Source organism: Xanthobacter luteus, assembly GCF_040049235.1.
Lineage (GTDB): Bacteria > Pseudomonadota > Alphaproteobacteria > Rhizobiales > Xanthobacteraceae > Xanthobacter.
Genome location: NZ_JBDZDO010000001.1, coordinates 1,726,080 through 1,744,771, shown reverse-complemented (window position 1 = coordinate 1,744,771; position 18,692 = coordinate 1,726,080). Strand labels below are relative to the sequence as shown.

At 74.2% G+C, this 18,692-nt stretch carries 11 protein-coding genes; 4 read left to right on the top strand and 7 right to left on the bottom strand.

All coding sequences use genetic code 11. The annotated features are described in order from the left end of the window. Nucleotides 1-3 precede the first annotated feature (3 nt). The 5 genes from addA to ABLE88_RS08385 form a co-directional block, all read right to left on the bottom strand. A complete protein-coding gene (gene addA / locus ABLE88_RS08405; protein ID WP_348830989.1) occupies nucleotides 4-3,540 on the bottom strand; it encodes a double-strand break repair helicase AddA in 3,537 nt (1,178 codons plus the stop codon). Continuing rightward, entirely contained in the window at nucleotides 3,537-6,584 is a 3,048-nt protein-coding gene (addB, locus tag ABLE88_RS08400) for a double-strand break repair protein AddB (protein ID WP_348830987.1), read from the bottom strand. The genes addA and addB overlap by 4 nt, the downstream gene beginning before the upstream one ends. Before the next feature lie 198 nt (nucleotides 6,585-6,782). Next, on the bottom strand, nucleotides 6,783-7,484 hold the full coding sequence (locus ABLE88_RS08395; protein WP_348831120.1) for a nucleotidyltransferase family protein: 702 nt from the start codon (nucleotides 7,482-7,484) through the stop codon (nucleotides 6,783-6,785). A 49-nt stretch (nucleotides 7,485-7,533) separates the two neighbouring features. Beyond that, on the bottom strand, nucleotides 7,534-9,132 hold the full coding sequence (tsaE, locus tag ABLE88_RS08390) for a tRNA (adenosine(37)-N6)-threonylcarbamoyltransferase complex ATPase subunit type 1 TsaE (RefSeq protein WP_348830986.1): 1,599 nt from the start codon (nucleotides 9,130-9,132) through the stop codon (nucleotides 7,534-7,536). Further along, nucleotides 9,129-11,681: a PAS domain-containing sensor histidine kinase gene (locus ABLE88_RS08385; RefSeq protein WP_348830985.1), complete on the bottom strand. Its 2,553-nt coding sequence runs from the start codon at nucleotides 11,679-11,681 to the stop codon at nucleotides 9,129-9,131. The genes tsaE and ABLE88_RS08385 overlap by 4 nt, the downstream gene beginning before the upstream one ends. Before the next feature lie 1,001 nt (nucleotides 11,682-12,682). Here ABLE88_RS08385 and ABLE88_RS08380 point away from each other — a divergent pair. Genes ABLE88_RS08380 through ABLE88_RS08370 form a run of 3 tightly spaced genes read left to right on the top strand, consistent with a single transcriptional unit; the run spans nucleotide 12,683 to nucleotide 15,326 of the window. Beyond that, a complete protein-coding gene (locus ABLE88_RS08380; RefSeq protein WP_348830984.1) occupies nucleotides 12,683-13,822 on the top strand; it encodes a flagellar motor protein MotA in 1,140 nt (379 codons plus the stop codon). A 4-nt stretch (nucleotides 13,823-13,826) separates the two neighbouring features. Next, a complete protein-coding gene (locus ABLE88_RS08375; RefSeq protein ID WP_348830983.1) occupies nucleotides 13,827-14,849 on the top strand; it encodes a peptidoglycan -binding protein in 1,023 nt (340 codons plus the stop codon). A gap of 18 nt (nucleotides 14,850-14,867) precedes the next feature. Then, the gene (locus ABLE88_RS08370; protein ID WP_348830982.1) at nucleotides 14,868-15,326 is read left to right on the top strand and encodes a GNAT family N-acetyltransferase; all 459 of its coding nucleotides are present in this window, start codon (nucleotides 14,868-14,870) and stop codon (nucleotides 15,324-15,326) included. 76 nt (nucleotides 15,327-15,402) lie between these two features. On the opposite strand, the gene ABLE88_RS08365 is transcribed toward ABLE88_RS08370, so the two are convergent. Further along, a complete protein-coding gene (locus ABLE88_RS08365) occupies nucleotides 15,403-17,211 on the bottom strand; it encodes an ABC transporter transmembrane domain-containing protein (RefSeq protein WP_510182863.1) in 1,809 nt (602 codons plus the stop codon). A gap of 92 nt (nucleotides 17,212-17,303) precedes the next feature. On the opposite strand from ABLE88_RS08365, the gene rpmE reads away from it, so the two are divergent. Next, nucleotides 17,304-17,528 carry a 50S ribosomal protein L31 gene (rpmE, locus tag ABLE88_RS08360; RefSeq protein WP_348830981.1) on the top strand — a complete coding sequence of 75 codons (225 nt, stop codon included), beginning with the start codon at nucleotides 17,304-17,306 and terminating at the stop codon, nucleotides 17,526-17,528. 116 nt (nucleotides 17,529-17,644) lie between these two features. Here rpmE and ABLE88_RS08355 read toward each other — a convergent pair whose 3' ends face one another. Beyond that, nucleotides 17,645-18,142, bottom strand: coding sequence for a hypothetical protein (locus ABLE88_RS08355; protein WP_348830980.1), 498 nt, complete (start codon nucleotides 18,140-18,142; stop codon nucleotides 17,645-17,647). Nucleotides 18,143-18,692 lie beyond the last annotated feature (550 nt).

The following is an 18,692-nucleotide window of genomic DNA, read 5'->3' as shown; positions in this document are numbered from 1 at the left end:
CCGTCAAGGCGCGTCACGCCGAGGTGAGCCCAAAAGGCGGGACAGTGCGGCATCGAGGGCGGATTGCGGCACCGCCACCACGGCCGGGCGGGCGGTGTAGACGAGGCGCGCCGCGATCGGCCGGCCGGGCAGCGCGCGGGCGAGCAAGGCGGCATAGGCGGCGAGCTGGGCGAGGTGGGCCCCGTCCACCGCGGCAAGGGTTTCCGGCGGATTGCGGTCGGTCTTGAAGTCGGCGAGCAGCACCATCGCCTCGCTCACCACCAGCCGGTCGAGCCGCCCGTTGACCGCGTACCGCTCCCCGTCCGGACCGGAAAGCCACCCGATCACAGGCACTTCCGCCAAGCTGTCGGCGCCGAACAGGTCCGCGAGCGGCGCATGGCGCAGCACCCCGAGCGCCTCGGCGAGGAGGCTATCCTGATCCGCGGCCGCAAGGCCCGGGGCGGCATGGGCGAGGAAGCGCAGGCCGGCGGCGTCGCGCTCCGGGTCGGGGATTGCCGGCAGGGCGGCGAGCAGGCGGTGCACGAGATCGCCCCGCACCAGCGCCGAAAGGGAAGGTGATTCGCTCGCCTTTCCAACAGCTTCCGGCAAGCGGGGCGGGCCGGTCCGCGAGGGGCGGAGGAGGCGCAAGGCAGGCTCCGGCGGCAGCGGTCCGAAGCCGGCGGGCGCGCCCGCGGGCGGCGTCTGCGGGGCGGCCTCCGGTGCCCCGGAGGCGAAGCCGAGGCCGGGCCCCCGGCGCCAGCGCAGCACCGGGCCGTCGAAGCCAAGGGCCTGGCCTTCAACGGATTCTTCCGCGAGGGCGTCGCGCACCAGATCGTACCAGCAGCCCTCCGGCCGGGCGTGGGCCTTGCCCTTGCCGGGCTGGCGGGTCTCGGCGCCGCACACCACCAGCGCGTCCTCGGCGCGGGTCAGCGCCACATAGAGGAGGCGGCGATATTCCTCCTGCTCGCGCGCCGCTTCCCGCGCTCTTGCCGCGCCGATGACGCGGCTATCCTCGCTCTTGCGCGGCGCGAGCACGGGTATGGCCGCGCCGGCGCCGGACGCGACCTTCAGAAAGCCGCCCTCGGTGCGCGGCTTCGGCAGGTCCACCGTGTCGGCGAGGATGACGAGCGGCGCCTCGAGCCCCTTGGCGCCGTGGACGGTCATGACGCGCACCTCGTCGCGCTCGCCCTCCATGTCGCGCTTCACCTCAGCGCCGCCGCGGCGCAGGAAGGCGAGGAAGCCCGGCAGGCTCGCCGGCTCCCACTGCTCGTAGGTGCGGGCAAGCGTCATGAATTCCGAGAGCGCGTCCGCCGCCTCCGGGCCGAGCCGGGCGAGGAAGGCGCGCCGGCCGCCGTCGCGGCCGAGCACGCCGGCAAAAAAGTCGAACGGCCGCAGCACCAGCGCCGCCGCGCGCCAGCGCGCCAGCCGGGCAAGCGCGTCGGCCAGGCGCGCGTCGGTGCCGGCGCGCGCTTCCAGCGCGTGCGCAAGGCGGCCCGGCCGGCCGGGGCACCAGGCGGTCAGATCGTCGTCGGAAAAGCCGAACAGCGGGCTCTTGAGCACCGTGGCCAGAGCGAGGTCGTCGTCGGGCGAGAGCAGCGCGTCGGCGAGCGCCATCAGGTCCATGGCGGCGATGTGCTGGGCCACCACGAGGCGGTCCGCGCCGGCGACGCCGACGCGCGGGTCGCCGAGCTCTTTTAGCGCCCGGATCACCGCCTCGAAGATCCGGCCGCGCCGGCGCACCAGGATCAGCACGTCGCCCGCCTTCAGCGCCCGCCCGCCGCGCGAGGGCACGGTGAGGCCCTGCGCCACCGCCGCCCGGACGAAGCGGGCGATGCGGGCGGCGAGGGCGCTCACCGGGTCGTCGGTCGGCACCGCGTCGAGCGGCCGGCGCCAGTCGTCCGCCTCGCGCGCGCCGTCGGCGGGCTCGGGCTTCGGCTCGGGCGCGGTGGTGGGCCACAGCTCCACCAGGGCCGGCGCGTCGGCGCGGATCGGCGCGTGGGCCGGGGCGATGTTCTCCAGCGTCAGTCCGGCATGGGCGGAGGGCGCCTTGAACACCGCGTCCACCGCCTCCAGCACCCCCGGCGCGGAGCGGAACGAATGGGGCAGCTCCACCCGCGCGAAGCGCGCCGCGCCGGCCTTGCCGGCGAAGGCGGCGCGCATGCCGCCGAAGGCCGCCGGCTCGGCGCCCTGGAACGAGAAGATGGACTGCTTCTCGTCGCCCACCACGAACACCGTGCGGGTCACGCCCTCGCGCGCGCCGGCGCCGGAGAAGAAGTCGGAGGTGAGGCCCTCCACCACCTTCCATTGGGCCGGGCTCGTGTCCTGCGCCTCGTCCACCAGAACGTGGTCGATGCCCTGGTCGAGCTTGAAATGGACGAAGGAGGCGGGCACCGCATTGAGCAGCTCCGACGCCTTCAGCACCAGATCGTCGAAGTCGAGCAGCCCGCGCGCCGCCTTCGCCGCGCGGTAGCGGGCGCAGATCTCGGCGCCGAGCGTGTGGGCGGCGAGCGTGCGCTCCAGCACCAGCGCGCCGCGCAGCTCTTCCTGGAGCGCGGCAAGGCGCGCCTGCTCGGCGAGCAATTGGGCGGCAAGGCCCGGCTCGGCCGCCGCCGCGCCTTTGGTGAGGAGCGCGGCGCGCGGCTCGTTCTTGTCGGTGAAGAACACGTCGAGAAAAGCGGCGAGCGCCTCGCCGTCGCTCTCCGCCTGCGCCGCCGCGCGCAGCGCCGCGGCGCGCTTCTGGTCGTTGGCGCTGCCGGCCGCGGCGATGGCGTCGGCCGCGCCTTGCCAGGCGCCGCGCGGCAGATGGGGGCTGTCGAGCATCGCCGCGCGCACGCCGGCGCTGGTGGCCTGCGGCGGCAGGTCGAGCACGCCGGCGAGCGCGTCCCGGCGCGCGGCCTCGTCCGGCCCCAGCGCCTCGATACCGGCGCGCTGGGCCACCGCCGCCTCGAGCATGGCGGTGAGGCCCGGATCGGACATTTCCTCCAGCAGGCGGAACAGAGCCCGCCCGAGCCGGCCCTGCGGCTCGCGCGCCGCCTCCACCACGAGGTCGGCGCGCAGGCGCGCCATGATCTCGGCGCGGCCGGCATCGTCCAGCTCGCGGAACCCGGCGGCGACCTGCGCCTCGAACGGGAAGCGGTGCAGCAGCGCGCCGCAGAACGCGTGGATGGTCTGGATCTTCAGCCCGCCCGGCGTCTCCAGCGCCGCCGCGAACAGGCGCCGGGCGCGGGCGCGCAGGCCGGGCGTCACCGGCCCGCCATGGGCGGCGGCGATGGCGGCGTCGAGCGCGGCGTCATCGAGGCCGACCCAATCACTGAGCGTCTTCAGCACCCGGTTCGCCATGTTGGCGGCGGCGGCCTTGGTATAAGTGAGGCACAAGATGCGCCCCGGCGGCGTGCCGGCGAGCAGCAGGCGGACCACCCGGCGCGCCAGAACGTGGGTCTTGCCCGAGCCGGCATTGGCCGAGACCCAGGCGGAATGCTCCGGCCGCGAGGCCAGCTCCTGCCGGCGCGTCGCTTCCGCGAAGGGGCCGCGCGCGGCGGGATCGGGGGCGGGCGGGCTCATTCGTCCTCCTCCCCGCTCAGCGCCCATTCGCGCACGCGGGCGAGATGATCGTAGTCGCCGAACCGCCCGCGCCACTGGGGCGCGGAGAGCGAGCGATAGCCCTGCGCCGGATCGTCGAACGCGGTGAGCAGCATGGTGAGGCCGGAAAGGGCGTCCTCCGCCAGCTCCCCGGCGCTCTTCTTGCCGGTGATGGGCTTCACCTCGCCGCCCGCCGCGCCGCCCTTCAGCTCCACATAGGACAGGTCCGCCACCTCGGCGGCGGGCAGGTCGCGGAAGCCGCCGCGCCGCGCCATGGCCGCCTCCAGCGGCAGCTGGGGCGAGAGCGCGGCCGCCTGCTTGGCGCTCGGGGCGGTGCCGGTCTTGAAGTCGAGGATGGAGACCCGCTGGTCGGTGCGCAGCTCGATGCGGTCGGCGCGGGCGGCGAGCTCGAACGGGCCGGCGGGAAGGTCGATCAGGGTGCTGCCGGAGATCTCCGCCGCCACCCGCTCGAGGGCGGGGCGGCGTTCGCGCTCGAAGGCGACGAGGAAGGCCGCCGCCCGCTCGAAGCGCGCCCACCACAGCGCATGCTCGGCGCCGAACGCCTCCAGCGGGCGGAACGCCGCGCGTCCCGCCTCCAGCAGCCAAGCGAGGGCGTCGGGCGGCAGCTCGCGCGGGAAGTCGCGGGCGAAGGCGCCCACCGCCGCGTGCAGCGCGCTGCCGCGCTCGGCGCCGCCGGGCGGCGCGTCCAGCGGGTCGAGCACGGCGAGGCCGAGCACGTGGCGGGCGAAGATGGAATAGGGATCGCGCAGCAGGGTCTCGATCTCGGTCACCGTCAGGCGGCGCGGGCGCAGCGCCAGCGGCGGCGCCGGGGCGGGGCGGGCGAGGCGCGGCACCGGCGGGGCGCTATCGAGGCCGGCGGCGATCTTGCGCCAGAGCGCGCCGCGCGCGGCCGCCTCCTGCCAGAGCGCGGCGCCCGCCACGGTGCGCAGACGCTGCACGAAGCGCGAGGGCACGCTTTGCGCCCCGCCGACCTTGGCCGCGAAGGAGAGCACCACCTCGGGCGCCGCGAAGCCCTGCGCGAAGTCGTGGGCCGAAAGGCCGATGCGCCGCTCCGGCAGATCGAGCCCGAGTTCCGCGCGCATGGGGCGGCTGAGCCAGGGGTCGGTCTCGGGCAAAGCCGGCCAGGTGCCGTCCACCAGGCCGCCGAGGATCACGCGGTCGAAGGCAAGCAGGCGCGCCTCCAGCGGCCCGAGGATGCGCAGGCGCGCGGCTCCCGGTTCCGCGGCGCGCGGGCGCACCATGGCGTCGCACAGCAGGGTGACGGCGGCGTCCGCATAGTCGGACAGGGAAAGGTCGGGCCCGTCCGCCGCGCCGGCGGCGATCTCGAGGAACGCGGTGGCGAGCGCGGCCTCGGCGGGATCGTCCGCCTCCGGGTCGAGCGGCCCGGCCACCGCCTCCACCGCGGCGCGGTGGGCGGCGACGAGGTCGGCGAACGGCCGCGGCGTGCGGCCGGCCAGCGCGAGCAGAGGCGCCATCGCCTCGGCGAGGCGGCGGGCGAGGTCGCGGGCGGCGGCAAGCGCGGCCGCGCCGACGCGGCGGCGCGGGTCGCGCGGGTGCAAGGCGGCGGCGTCGAAGCCATCGAGGGCGGCGCGGAGCCCGCCGGCGCCGGGGCTCGGGCGCGGGCCGCGCAGCACCGCCAATTCCAGCGCCGCCAGCGCCTCGGTCTTGTCCGCCGCGGCAAGGCCGAGGTGCGCGCGCGGATGGCAGAGCAGGGCGAACAGCGGCACCGGCGCGAGATCGGCGGCGGCGGCGGAGGCCACCAGGCGGGCGAGCCGGCCCATGGCGGTCTCGGCCAGCGGCGTGCCGGCGGAATCGTCCACCTTGACGGCGAACCGCTCCAGCTCGGCGGCGACGCGCCGGGCGAGGTCGCGGTCCGGGGTCACGAGGGCGCAGGTCTCGCCCGGCCGCTCCAGGCTGTCGCGCATGAGCAAAGCGAGCGCGAGCGCCTCCTCGCGCGGGTCTTCCGCCTCCACCACGGTGATGCCGGCCATGGCCCCGGCGCGCGCGGCGGGCGGCAGGCGCGCGTCGAGCCGGGCCCAGGCGTCCGAGGTCTCCGCCTGCCGCAGCGCCTCGCTGGCGAGCAGATCGCGCGCGGGGCGCGCCGGGGCGGCGAGCGGGACCACGTCGCGCCGCGCCACCTCGAGGAAGCCGATCAGGCGGGCGAGGCCGTATTGCGGATGGTCGGGGGCGCCGTCGTCGGGCTCTGCCAGGCGGTCGAAGGCGGCGTCCTCGGCCATCAGGTCGAGGCCGGGCAGCACCACGGCGCCGAGCGGCAGGCGCGAGATCGCCTTGAGCAGGCGCGCGGTGGCGGGCAGCGAGCCGGTGGAGCCGGCGGCGATCACCGGCCCCGCTTCGGCGCCGAGCGCGGCGAGGCGCTGGGCCTCCGCCGCCACCAGCGCGTCGCGCCGCACCGCCGGTTCCACCCGGCCGGTCTCTGCGAGGTGGGCGGAAAGGCCGGCGCGGGCGATGCGCAGGAAGTCGAGGCTGAGCTCGAAATAGGGGTCGTGCTCGCGCGGCACGAGGGTGGCGAGGCGGTCGAGGCCGACGCCGGCGGTGGTGAGGTCGTCGAACAGGTGCGCCAGCGCGTCGGCGAGGGCGAAGGTGGCGGCCGGCCCCGCCGCCACCGCCGCCGCGCCGGTGCCTTCGGCGAGCGCCGCGCGCCAGCGCGCCACCAGCGCCGCGAGCGCGATGCGCCGCGCCGTCGGGCTCATGGCGTGGGGCGCGGCGAGCAGCGGGGCGTCCTCGGAGAAAGCGAGGGCGTCCTCGTCCACGTCGCCGAGCGGCACGATCTTCGGCAAGAGCAGCGCCGTCCCGCCGGCGGCGTCGAGCAGCGCCTCGGCGAAGGCGCGGCAGGCGCGCCGGGTGGGCAGGAACACGGTGGCGCGGGCGAGCGCCAGCGGGTCGCCGCGCGGCGCGAAGCCCTCCACCACCGCGCCGTCGAGCAGCCCCTGCGCCAGCGCGGGCAGGAAGGCGGTGGAGGCCGGCAGGGTCAGCACCCGGGGCATGGGGCCTCCGCGAGAGCCGGATCCGCCCATACTGAATCGTCCGGCGATTCAGTATGGGCGGTGACTCCGTCTCTATTCAATGAGTAGAGCGCGCGCCGATCAGCCTGCACCGCAAGCTGATCGGACGACGCGTTCCCTTTTATCGATTTTCGAGGGCGATTCACCGATCAAATTGCGTGCGTTTGATCGGATCGCGCTCTAGTCGCTGGAGCGCCGGATCGCGTCCTCGGCGCGGGGGATGGCATCCGGCGTGCCCACGTGCATCCAGATGCCCTCGAGGCGGATGCCGTGGAGCCGCCCGGCGCCGGCCGCCCGGTCGAACACCCGGTTGAGCGAGAACGGCGCCTCGTCCATGCCCGCGAACAGCGCCGGCGCGAGCACCGCGGCGCCGGCATAGACGAACGGCGCGACGTGGCGCTCGCCGCGCCGCTCCAGGCGGCCCTCGGTGTCCATGGTGAAGTCGCCGAGCCCGTCATAGCCGATGGAGAGCGCGCTCGCCGCCACCAGCAAGAGCGCGTCCATGCGCGCCGGGTCGAAGGTCTCGCACAGGCGCGGGATGTTGGCCCTGAGGCCCTCGATCCAGATGGTGTCGGAATTGATCGCCAGGAACGGCTTGCCGCCGAGGCGCGGCAGCGCCCGCACCACCCCGCCGCCGGTCTCCAGCAGCAGGTCGCGCTCGTCCGAGACGAGGATGCGCGGCGACCCCTGGCGGCGCGCGAGGTGCGCCTCCATGAGGTCGGCATGGTGGTGCACGTTGACGATGGCGGTGCCGATGCCGGCCTCGGCGACGCGGTCCAGCACGCGGTCGAGCAACGTGCGCCCGTCCACCTTCAGGAGCGGCTTCGGCACGGTGTCGGTCAAAGGGCGCATCCGCGTGCCGAGGCCGGCGGCGAGCACCATGGCGGTATCGATGCGCGTCACGGGGGAAGGTCCCTCACTGGGTCGGGTCTCAGGCACTGTCTCTTGCGGCGTCCCTTGCGGGGTCCTGGACGAGGTCCTGGACGAGGTCCTTGGGCGGCAGCACGGCCTCGTACCAGGTCTTCAGCGCCCGCAGGTCCGGATGGCCGAGGCTGCGCGCCAGATGGCGCCGGATCCGCGGCAGGTGCTTCAGGTAATGGGGCTTCCCGTCGCGCCGATCAAGCCTCGTGAAGATGCCGAGGATCTTGCTCGCCCGCTGCGCGCCCATGGTGGCGTAGGAGCGGGCGAAGGCGCGGGTGTCGAAGGCCGGGTCCTGGGCGCGGCGCGCCTTCACGTAGTGGCTGACGAGGTGCAGCTCCAGCGCCTCGGGCACGTCGACGCGCGCGTCCTGGGTGAGCGAGACGAGATCGTAGGCGGCCGGGCCCAGCACCGCGTCCTGGAAGTCGATCAGCCCCACCTTCCGCAGGCCCTCGCGCGCTTCGAGCCAGATCAGATTGGGCGAGTGGAAGTCGCGCAGCACCCAGGTTTTCGGCTCGGCCAGCACCGGCACCAGCGCGCCGCGCCAGAGCAGGCGGTATTCCTCGCGCACCACCGCGTCCACCGGCCGCTCGCGGGCCGGCAGATACCAGTCGAGCATCAGATCGAGCTCGGCCAGGAAGGCGTCCTTGTCGTAGCGCGCCAGCGCGTGGTCGACGCGCGGCACCACCGGCAGCAGGCCCGGCAGCACGCGCCCGTGCAGCTCGGCCAGCAGCTCGACCGCGAGCTCGTAGCGTTCCCTGACCGGGGCGGGCGGATTGCCCTCCGCCACGCCGACATTGCCGAGATCCTCGATCACCAGCAGGCCGGCATCGAGGTCCGCGGCCTCGATCAGCGGCGCCGACAGGCCCTGGGCGATCAGCGCCCGGTCCATGGCGACGAACGGCCGGATGTCCTCGGCGAGGTGCACCAGCCGGCTGTAGGGCAGGCCGCGCGCCACCGGCGGACCGTCCGGCTGGGGTGGGGCGTTCATGAGGATGGCGCTGCGCCCGGGCAGGATCAGCCGGGTGTAGGAGCGCGCCGAGGCGTCGCCCTGCAGGAAGCGCCGCTCGGCGTCGCCGAAGCCGCTGGCCGCGATTAGATCCTCGGCCAGGGCGAGGCGCTGGAGGCGGGCGCCGACCGCGCCGTAGCCGGTGAGCAGCGCCCGCCGCGCCTCCGGGCCGAGGTCGGGGGCCGGGCCGAGCGCGATGTCGAGATGGTCCGGGGCGAGCCGGCCGGCGGCGCGGTCGGCCCATTCCACCAGCAGGAAGGCGTCGTCGCCCATCTCGTCCCAGCCGATCTCGTCCAGCTCCTCCTGCGAGACGATGCGGTAGAGGTCGGCATGGACCACGCGCCCGCGCGGCACATCGTAGCCGAGCACGATCGGAAAGGTCGGGCTCGGCACCTCCATGTAGCGCTCGCCGGCATAGGCGCGCACGATGGCGCGCGCCATCTCGGTCTTGCCGGCGCCGAGGTCGCCGGAGAGCGTGATGGTGTCCCGCGCGCCGAACCAGGCGGCGAGGATCTGGCCCAGCCGGGTGACGGCGGGCAGGTCGGGCAGGTCGACCGCGAACGCGTTGGGCCGGCCGGGGACGCGCTGGAACAGATGGCTCATTCCGCCGCCTCGTGCCGGGCGGCGCCGGTGGCGGGGAACAGGCAGGTGGCGAGGCTGCCGCGCCCTCCCGCCGCCTTCACGCTCACGGTGCCGCCGTGCAGCTCCACGAACGAGCGCACGATGGACAGACCGAGGCCTACGCCGCGGTGGCGCGGGCCGGCGCTGCGGCTCTCGAAGCGCTCGAACAGGCTCTGCGCCACCTCGGGCGGCACGCCCGGCCCCTCGTCGCGCACGGCGAGCGCGAGGCCGTCCGGCCGCCGCTCGGCGGAGAGGGTGACGCGCGCGCCCTCGGGCGAGACCGAGATCGCGTTGGCGAGCAGGTTGAACAGGATCTGCCGCACCCGCCGCGGATCGGCGATGAAGCTGCCGGCGCCGGGCGCCACCGTCACCTCGAGGCGCACCTTCGCCGCCTCCACCAGGTCCCGCGCCGCGTCGGCGGCGCCGGCGAGCGCCTCGGCCACGTCCACCTCCGACAGATCGAGCTCCATGGCCCCGGCATCGATGGCGGCGAGGTCGATCAGATCGTCGATCAGCGCGCGCAGCGCGTCGGAGGACTGGCGCATGTGGTCGAGATACTCGCGCTGGCGCGCGCTGAGCGGACCGGCGATGCCCTCGCGCAGCATGTCGGCATAGCCCACCAGCGTGTTGAGCGGGGTGCGCAGATGGTAGGAGACGTGGCCGACGAAGGCGTTCTTCAGCTTGTCCGCCGCCTCCAGCGCCTCGTTGCGCTCCACCAGCGCGCGCTCGCGCTCGGCGCGGGCGCGCTCGATCTGGGCGCTGTCGGTCACGTCCCGGAAGGTCACCATGGTGCCGCCGTCGGGCAGCGGCTGGGCGGTGCCGTCCAGCACCCGCGCGTCGGGGCGCTCGATGCGGAACTCCTGCGGCTCGCGCCGCTCGATGGCGGTGACCACGCCGCGGATGCGCGAGAAGGCCGAGCTCTCCCCGTGCAGCGGCCGGCACATGGCGGCCACGGCGTCGATGTGGGGCTTCTCGCCCAGCGCCTGCGCGTCGAGCGACCAGAGCGCGAGGAAGGCCTCGTTGTAGAGGTCGAGCCGCCCGTCCGAGCCGAACACCGCCACCGCCTCGGCGAGACCGTCCAGGGTTTCGCCCTGGATCCGGATCAGGCTGTTGTAGCGGCTCTCCAGCGCCATGTGCTCGGAAAGGTCGTCGAACAGATAGGTGACGCCGCCCTCGGCATTGGGGGTGATGACGACGCGCAGCATCTGCCCGCCGGGCAGATGCCAGAAGTCGTTCACCGGCTCGATGGCGCGGTAGGCTTCCTTCAGCGCCGTGCGCCAGGCGCCGAAATTGGCCTGCTCGGGCAGCTTCCGGCGCACCCTGAGATCCTCCAGGATCTCGCCGTCCGAAGGGTGCTGGTCGAGGAAGGCGGGGGGCAGGTCGAACAGCCGTTCATAGGCGGCGTTGTGGAACACGAGCCGCGCGTCGGCGCCGAAGATGGCGACCGCGGTGGTGAGCTGGTCCAGCGTGCGGCGGTGGGCGGCGACGGTGCGCGCGGTCTCGGCGCGGGCGCTCTCGGCCTCGGTCACGTCGATGGCGCAGCCGGCGGAGCCGAACGGGCCGGCGACCTCCACCACGTCGAACTGGCAGCGCCGGCCTTCGGCCACCGCCTTCAGGCGGCCGCGAAACGGGCCGGCCTGCCGGGCGGGATCGCCGGCGGCGGCGCGCGCCTTGGCGTCGAGCAGATCGAGCCCGCCGGTGCGGGCCTGGTCGAGGGAGGCGGCGCCCACCACCCGCAGAAAAGCGGCATTGGCATAAGCGAGGGCGCCGTCGGCGCGGCGCTGCCAGACCGGCGCCGGCAGCGCGTCGAGCAGCGCCTTCAGCCCCTGGTCGTGCGGCGCGGCGTCCGCCTGCGCCAGCGCGCGCAGCAGCACGATGCCGGCGCCGCCGAGGGCATGGCCTTCGAGCGCGAAGTGGCGCCCGTCGGCGCCGGTGAGCGACCGCGCGACGTGCGCCTCGCCGGCGCTCGCGCGCAGCGCGACGAGCGCGGCCTGCGCCTGCTCCGCCGCCGCGGCGCCGAGCAGGGGCGAGAAGGACGCCTCCGGCAGCCCGATGGGCTCGGGCGCCTCGTCCGGCGCCGACCAGGCCAGTGCATGGGGCGCGTCCCGCACCAGCAGGGCCTTCAGGGTGCGCAGCTGGGCGCGGGCGCGCGCCGCGGCCTGGCCGTCCGCGCGCGCCAGCGCCTCGGCGCGCCGCGCGCGCCGGTGCAGGCGCATGGCGCCGAGGCCGGCGAGCGTGAGCGCGCCCGCCGCGAACAGCGGCACCCACAAGGAGAGGAGATCCGGCGGCAGGCCTTGGGGCGCGGCCTCGGCCGGGCCGGCGGCCAGGAGCGCGAGCGCGGGGGCGGACACGAAGGCGGCGAGGGCCGGGCCGGCGAGGCGCTTCGCCCGCAGGCGGGCGGCGGTGGCACCGGCCGGCTTTGGACCCGGCAGCGCGGCCGGCGCGCGTGCGGATCGAGCGGCGGCACGGCCGGACGGCTCGGCGCCCGAGCCGGCATTCCGGATGCGACGTTGCCGGACGCGCGCCGCCATCAGACCCGGTGTCCTTTCCTCAACGGCGGGGCGCGCCGTGGCGCCGCGCGCGTTACCGTTCGCGAATCATCGTCCGACTGTACCGGAGCCCCCGCCGGCATTGAAGTGGGCGGCTGCGGATGGCGCCGCCGTTCCCCGGCCCGGCGACCGCGCCGCCGGCGCTTTGGTTCCCCGGCCAAGCGACAGCACAGCTGGAGCGCCGCGCCGCGGTCCAGCGCAGGACTCCCGCGCAGCGGGCAATCCCTCTGCACCCGCCCCGACCCTCGCTCCCGGCCGCACGCAAGCCGCCGCAGGCGGCGGAGAGGCCGCCTGCGGCGTGGGTCCTTGCGCTGGGCCCCGGCTCTCCGTCCACGGCGCTGCCCGCCGATCCCGTCGGCCGGGGCACGCGGGCGGTGCCCTCCTCGCGGAGTACTCCCCTCCCCCTTGTGGGGAGGGGTGAGGGGGTGGGGGTGTAAGGAGGGCAGGGGTATTGGCAGAGGATGAGAGACGCCCCGTCGGCCATCTCGGCGGCATAGGGCAAATGGCAACGCCCCCCCTCTTGGCAAGCGGGTCCGGCACCCCCACCCCTGCCCCTCCCCACAAGGGGGAGGGGCTCCCAATGGCGCGGGTTGCGCAAAGGGAAAGCGATGCCGCCTGCGGCGAACCCTTGCGCTAGGCCCCGGCTCTCCGTCCACGGCGCTGCGCGCCGTTCCACTCGGCCGGGGCACGCGGGCGGCGCCTGTCCTTCCGGGCCCGACGACGCCGGAGCCGCCCGTTCCCCCGCCAAGCGCCGGCGCCGCCGGAGCGCCGCGCCGGGGTCCAGGGGAAAAGCCAGCGCAGCAGGCCATGCCCTCGGCACCGCCCTCGGCAGGCCTCATCGTCATGGTCCTGTCGCCCCGCGCGGTTCCATTTGGGGCACGCTGTGCCATAGTCGGCGCCGACTTCAGTTCAGAACCGCGAATCACCGGGCAGCTCGGCTCGATTTGGTGAGGATCGCACTCCAGGGAAAGCGGGGACGGCCCATGGCGCGCGTGGTGGATCCATTCCTGAAGGTGTCGTCGCCCCGCATCTTCCTCGTGCGGATCATCGTCTTCCTGCTCTTGTGCGCGGCGCTGGCAGCGGTTCTCCACCGCCAGATCATCGATGCCTTCATGAACAATCCCGGGCTCAACGGGGTGATCTTCGGGGTGCTCGCCGTGGGCGTCGTGCACGCCATCCGGCAGGTGGCGCGGCTGTTTCCCGAGGTCGACTGGGTGAACTCGTTCCGCCTCGCCGACCCCGGCCTTGCGGTCTCGCGCCCGCCGGCGCTGCTCGCGCCCATGGCGGCGCTGTTGGGCGACCGCATCGGCCGCATGAGCATCTCCCAGGTCACCATGCGCTCGATCCTCGATTCCATCGGCATCCGGCTCGACGAGAGCCGCGAGCTCGGGCGCTATCTGACCGGCCTGTTGGTGTTCCTCGGTTTGCTCGGCACCTTCTGGGGCCTGCTGGAGACCGTCTCCTCCATCGGCACGGTGATCGGCGCGCTCCAGGTCGGTCCCGATGCCGGCTCGGTGTTCGAGGACATGAAGACCGGCCTTGCCGCGCCGCTCGGCGGCATGGGGATCGCGTTCTCGTCCTCGCTGTTCGGCCTGTCGGGCTCGCTGGTGCTGGGCTTCCTGGATCTGCAGGCGGGCCAGGCGCAGAACCGCTTCTACACCGATCTCGAGGACTGGCTCTCCACCACCGTGCGCGATCTCGACCAGGCGCCCGCCGCGCTCCGCGAGGGCGGACGCGCGCCGGAGCGGCTGCCCGAGCGCGCCGCCGAGCGTGGCGCCGCCGAACGCGCGGCGGCGGAGCGCGCGGCTTCGGAGCGGGCGGCCCAGAGCCCGCCGTCGCCGCCGCCCTTCGCGCTGCTGCCGCCGCCCGCGCCCATCGACCTCGACCCGCTGATCGCCGCCATGGGCCGGCTGGAGAAGACCATGACCGAGGCCGGCTCGCAGCGGGTGACCACCGCCATGGCGCAGCTCGCCGAGAGCCTCCAGGGCCTCGTCACCCACATGCGCGCCGAGCAGGCGCTGCTGAAGCAGATGATCGAATCCCAGGGCGGCCAGCAGGATGAATTGCGCCGCCTGGTCCAGCGCATCGACGAGGCTTCGGCCGAAGCGCGGCGGAGGAATTGACGCCATGGCCCTCGGACGGCGCGGCGCGCGCGAGCGCGCCATCGACTACTGGCCCGGCTTCGTGGACGCGCTGTCCACCTTGCTGCTGGTGTTCGTGTTCCTGCTGTCGGTGTTCATGCTCACCCAGTTCTTCCTGACCCAGGAGATGTCGGGCAAGGACAATGTGATGCAGCGCCTGCAGGCGCAGATCCGCCAGCTGACCGAGCTGTTGTCGCTGGAGCGGGCGAGCGGGCAGAACCTCGAGGGCGAATTGTCGGCCTTGCGCGCGGGCCTGGAATCGACCCAGGCCGAGCGCGACGCGCTGCAGCGGGCGCAGGCGAGCGCGCCGGCCGCGCCCGATGCCGGCCGCGAGCAGGCGCTGCGCCGCGAGCGCGACGCCGGGCTCGACGCCGCCGCCCGCGCCGCCGACCAGATCGCGCTGCTCAACCAGCAGATCAGCGCCCTGCGCCGGCAGATGGCGGCGCTCGAGGAGGCGCTCGGCGCCTCCGAGAAGCGCGACCAGGAGAGCCAGGCGCGCATCGCCGACCTCGGCCGGCGCCTCAACGTGGCGCTCGCCCAGAGGGTGCAGGAGCTGACCCGGTTCCGCTCGGAATTCTTCGGCCGCCTGCGCGACATCCTCGGCAACCGGCCGGACATCCGCGTGGTGGGCGACCGCTTCGTGTTCCAGTCCGAGGTGTTCTTCGATCCCGGCTCGGCGGTGCCCAAGCCCGAGGCGCTGCCCCAGCTCGACAAGCTCGCCTCGGCCATCCTGGAGCTCGAGAAGAACATCCCGCCCGACATCGACTGGGCGCTGCGCATCGACGGGCACACCGACAACCGGCCGATCGCCACCGCGCAATTCCCCTCCAACTGGGAGCTCTCGGCGGCGCGCGCCATCGCGGTGGTGCAGTATCTGATCGGCCGCGGCGTCAGCCCGCGCCACCTGATCGCCGCCGGCTTCGGCGAGTTCCAGCCGCTCGACACCGGAACCTCCGACGAGGCCCGCGCCCGCAACCGCCGCATCGAGCTGAAGCTGACCGAGCGGTGAGCTATCCCTGAATCGCGGATGAAGATGCCCTACGCCATCGCCGACGCCGGCCCGCACGATTTGCCGCAGATGATCGACCTGTGGGTGGCGAGCTGGGCCAAGGCCATGCCGCAGATCGACTTCGAGGCGCGCCGGCCGTGGATCGTGGAGCACCTCGCCGCGCTCGCCGCAGGCGGGGCGCGCACCCGCCTCGCGCGGGAGGCGGCGACGGGCGCGCTCGCCGGCTTCGTCGTGATCCACCCCGAGACCGGCTATCTCGACCAATTGGTGGTGGGGCCAAACGCCTGGGGCCGGGGCGCCGCCGAGGCGCTGATGGATGCGGCGCGGGCGATTTCCCCTAGCCTCATCGCGCTCGACGTGAACCAGGACAATCCGCGCGCCGTGCGCTTCTACCAGAAGATCGGCCTTGCCATCGTCGCCGAGGGCGAGAACCCGCGCTCCGGCCGGCGCACCTTCCGCATGGAGTGGCGGCCGTAAGCGGCCGCGTGCCGCATGGAGTGGCGGCCGTGGCCGGCCGCGTGCCGCATGGCATGGCGGCCGGGCTGAGCCGGCCTCAATTGCCCTGGTCGAACTGGAGCGTGGCGAGGCGGGCATAGAGCCCGCCTTTGGCCACCAGCTCGGCATGGGTGCCCTCGTCGGCGATGCGCCCGTCCTCCATCACCAGGATGCGGTCGGCGGACAAGACGGTGGCGAGCCGGTGGGCGATGACCAGGCTGGTGCGCCCGGCCATGGAATGCTCGAGCGCGGTCTGCACGAACTTCTCGCTCTCCGCGTCGAGCGCGCTCGTCGCCTCGTCGAGCAGCAGGATCGGCGCCTGCCGCAGGATCGCGCGGGCGATGACGATGCGCTGGCGCTGGCCACCGGAGAGCGTGACGCCGCGCTCGCCCACCTGCGTATCCCAGCCGCGCGGCAGCTTCTGCGCGAACTCGTCCACCAGCGCCGCGCGGCCGGCCGCCTCCACCTCGGCGTCGGTGGCCTCGGGCCGGCCGAGGCGGATGTTGGCGCGCACCGTGTCGGCGAAGATCACCGCCTCCTGCGGCACCAGCGCCATCTGGCGGCGCACCGCGCGCGGGTCGCAGGCGCGGATGTCGTCCTCGCCGAGCAGGATGCGCCCGCCCTGGGGATCGTAGAAACGCTCCAGCAGCTGGAACACCGTGCTCTTGCCGCCGCCCGAGGGGCCGACCAGCGCCACCCGCTCGCCCGGACGGATCTCGAACGACACGCCATGGAGCGCCCGCGCATCGGGCCGGGTGGGGTAGGCAAAGCTCACCTCGTCGAAGCGGATGGCGCCGGTAACGCGCGCCGGCAGCGCGTGCGGGCGCGCCGGGGCCTTCACCTGCGGCTCGGCCTTGAGCAGCTCGCCGATGCGCTCGGCGGCGCCGGCGGCGGCCGAGACCTCGCCCCAGGTCTCCGACAGGTTGCCGAGCGAGGCGGCGGCGAGCACCGCATAGAGCACGAACTGGGACAGCTCGCCCGAGGTCATGGTGCCGGACAGCACCGACTGGGCGCCCGCCCACAGCACCGCGACGATGCTGGCGGAGATCAGGAAGATGGCGACCGCGGTGAGCAGCGCCCGGGCCCGCGACGCGTCGCGGGCGGCGTCGAAGGCACGCTCCACGGCGCCGTCGAAGCGGGCGCGCGCGGTGTCCTCGGCGCAGGCGGATTGCAGCGCCCGCATGGCGCCCACCGCCTCGGAGGCATAGGCGGCGGCGTCGGCGAGCGTGTCCTGGGACTGGCGCGAGAGCCGGCGCACCTTGCGCCCCGAGGCCACCAGAGGCAGCACGATGACCGGGATCGCCACCAGCACCAGGCCGGACAGGCGCGGGCTGGTGACCGTCATCATCACCACCGCGCCGAGGCACAGCAGCAGGTTGCGCAAGGCGGTGGAGGCCGAGGCGCCGACCGCGGACTTGATCTGCGTGGTGTCGGCGGACAGGCGCGAGGTCAATTCGCCCGCGCGCGACTGGTCGTAGAAGGCGCCATCCAGCGTCACGAGGCGCGCGAACACCGCGGTGCGCAGGTCCGCGACCACCCGCTCGCCCAGCGTCGTGACGAGGTAATAGCGGGCGGCCGAGGCGGCGGCGAGCACCGCCACCACCGCCACCAGCACCGCGAAATAGCGGTCGATCAGCCCCTGATGGTCGGCGGCGAAGCCGAAATCGATCATGCGCCGCACCGCCACCGGCAGCGCCAGCGTGGCGAGCGTCGCCACCAGGATCGCGGCGAGCGCCGCGCCGAGGCGGCCGCGGCAGCGCGACAGATAGGGCCAGAGCCCGGCGAGCGGCTTCAGGTCGCGCCGCGCCTTGGGGGTGGGGGCGGCGGAAAGATCGGTCGTGAGCCCGTCTTGTGTCAATGGATGCACTCGGCTATAGACCCGCCACTTCCGGCAGGAACCGAAATTGAGCGTCGCGGCGCCCTGTGAAGGGGCACGGCGCGGCGAAAAGGATTGAACCCATGAAGAGCGACATCCATCCCGACTATCACTTCATCAAGGTGGTGATGACGGACGGCACGGAGTACACGACCCGCTCGACCTACGGCAAGGCGGGTGACACCCTCCAGCTCGACATCGACCCGCGCACCCACCCGGCCTGGACCGGTGGCAGCCAGCAGATCATGGATCGCGGCGGCCGCGTCTCGCGCTTCAAGAACAAGTTCGGCGCGCTGCTCAAGAAGTGATCGCTGCGGCAGCGGCGCGCGCGCCCTGCGCGCGCAAGTCGCAGGCCGCCCGTTCCCGCTGACGCCCGCAAGGCGGATGCGCCGGTCGCACGGCTCGATCGGCGCGCGATCCCGCTTCAAAGCCCCTCGCTCTCGACCAGTCGGAGCCGCGGGCGGCCGCAAGGCCGCCGCCGCGGCTTCATGCGTTGGTCCGGCCTGCCGGCGTGCGCGCCGGCAAGGTCGGCGGAATCTGCGGCGGCATCTGCGGCGGCTTGGGCCGCGAGCGCGCGCCGAAGGCCGGCGAGGCGTTCGGCCTGCGCCAGGAGTGGCGTCGGCCAAGGGCCGGCCAGATCGGGGCAGGGGCCGAGGCGTTCCGTCTCGCGCCGCGCCGCTTCCGGATCGAGGTCGCCCTCGCGGGCCGCCCGCAGCAGCACAGCGGCGAGCGCGGTCTCCTCGATGAAGCGCGCGAGCGCGGCGCGGGCTGCGGCGTCGGGCGCGCGGGCGCCGTCTTTGCCTGGCCCGATGGCGTCGCATGGCGCCGAAAGCAGGTGCCGCGCGCACGCCGCGGCGTCCAGCACGTCCGCGACGAGCCGCGCCACAAGGTCCGCGTCCTCCGGCTGCCTGAAGCGTCCCATCACCCGTCGCCGATCCGTTTCGCCCGCTCTCGCGCGGGCGGCATGGGCACAGATGCGCCTTGGTGTGGCGCCGGTAAAGGCGCCAAGCGGGGAAATAGCGGGGATTGCGGGGGTGGCGAGGCCGGGTCGGGGATCGGCCGCGCAAAGCGGGCCTTCGCCGCAAAGAAGAGCCGCCTTGCGGCGGCTCTCAGTCTGACAGGGAGAGTTGCCAGATGTCCGGGAGAATCACGTCATCGGACAAAGCGATTATGGGACGCGAAAATTAACGGGAGATTAACGGCTTGGGGATAAAAACCCCGCCCCCCCTGCCGGGCTGCCGTACCACGCTGCCGCCGGGCGCGTCGCGCCGACCCTTTGAACCGGCCTGGAAATTCTGGCGTTGGCGGCGCCGCGTTCCCGCGTCATGGCCGGCCTTGTGCCGGGCATCCCCGCCGAACCGCTTGGGCTTCCGTCGGAAGGCTTTTCCCGGTCGATTTGCGTGGATGGCCGGAACCCGCATGTTTGCGAGTTCCGTTCTCAGGGCCGGAAGTCGGCAACAGCCGATTTCCGG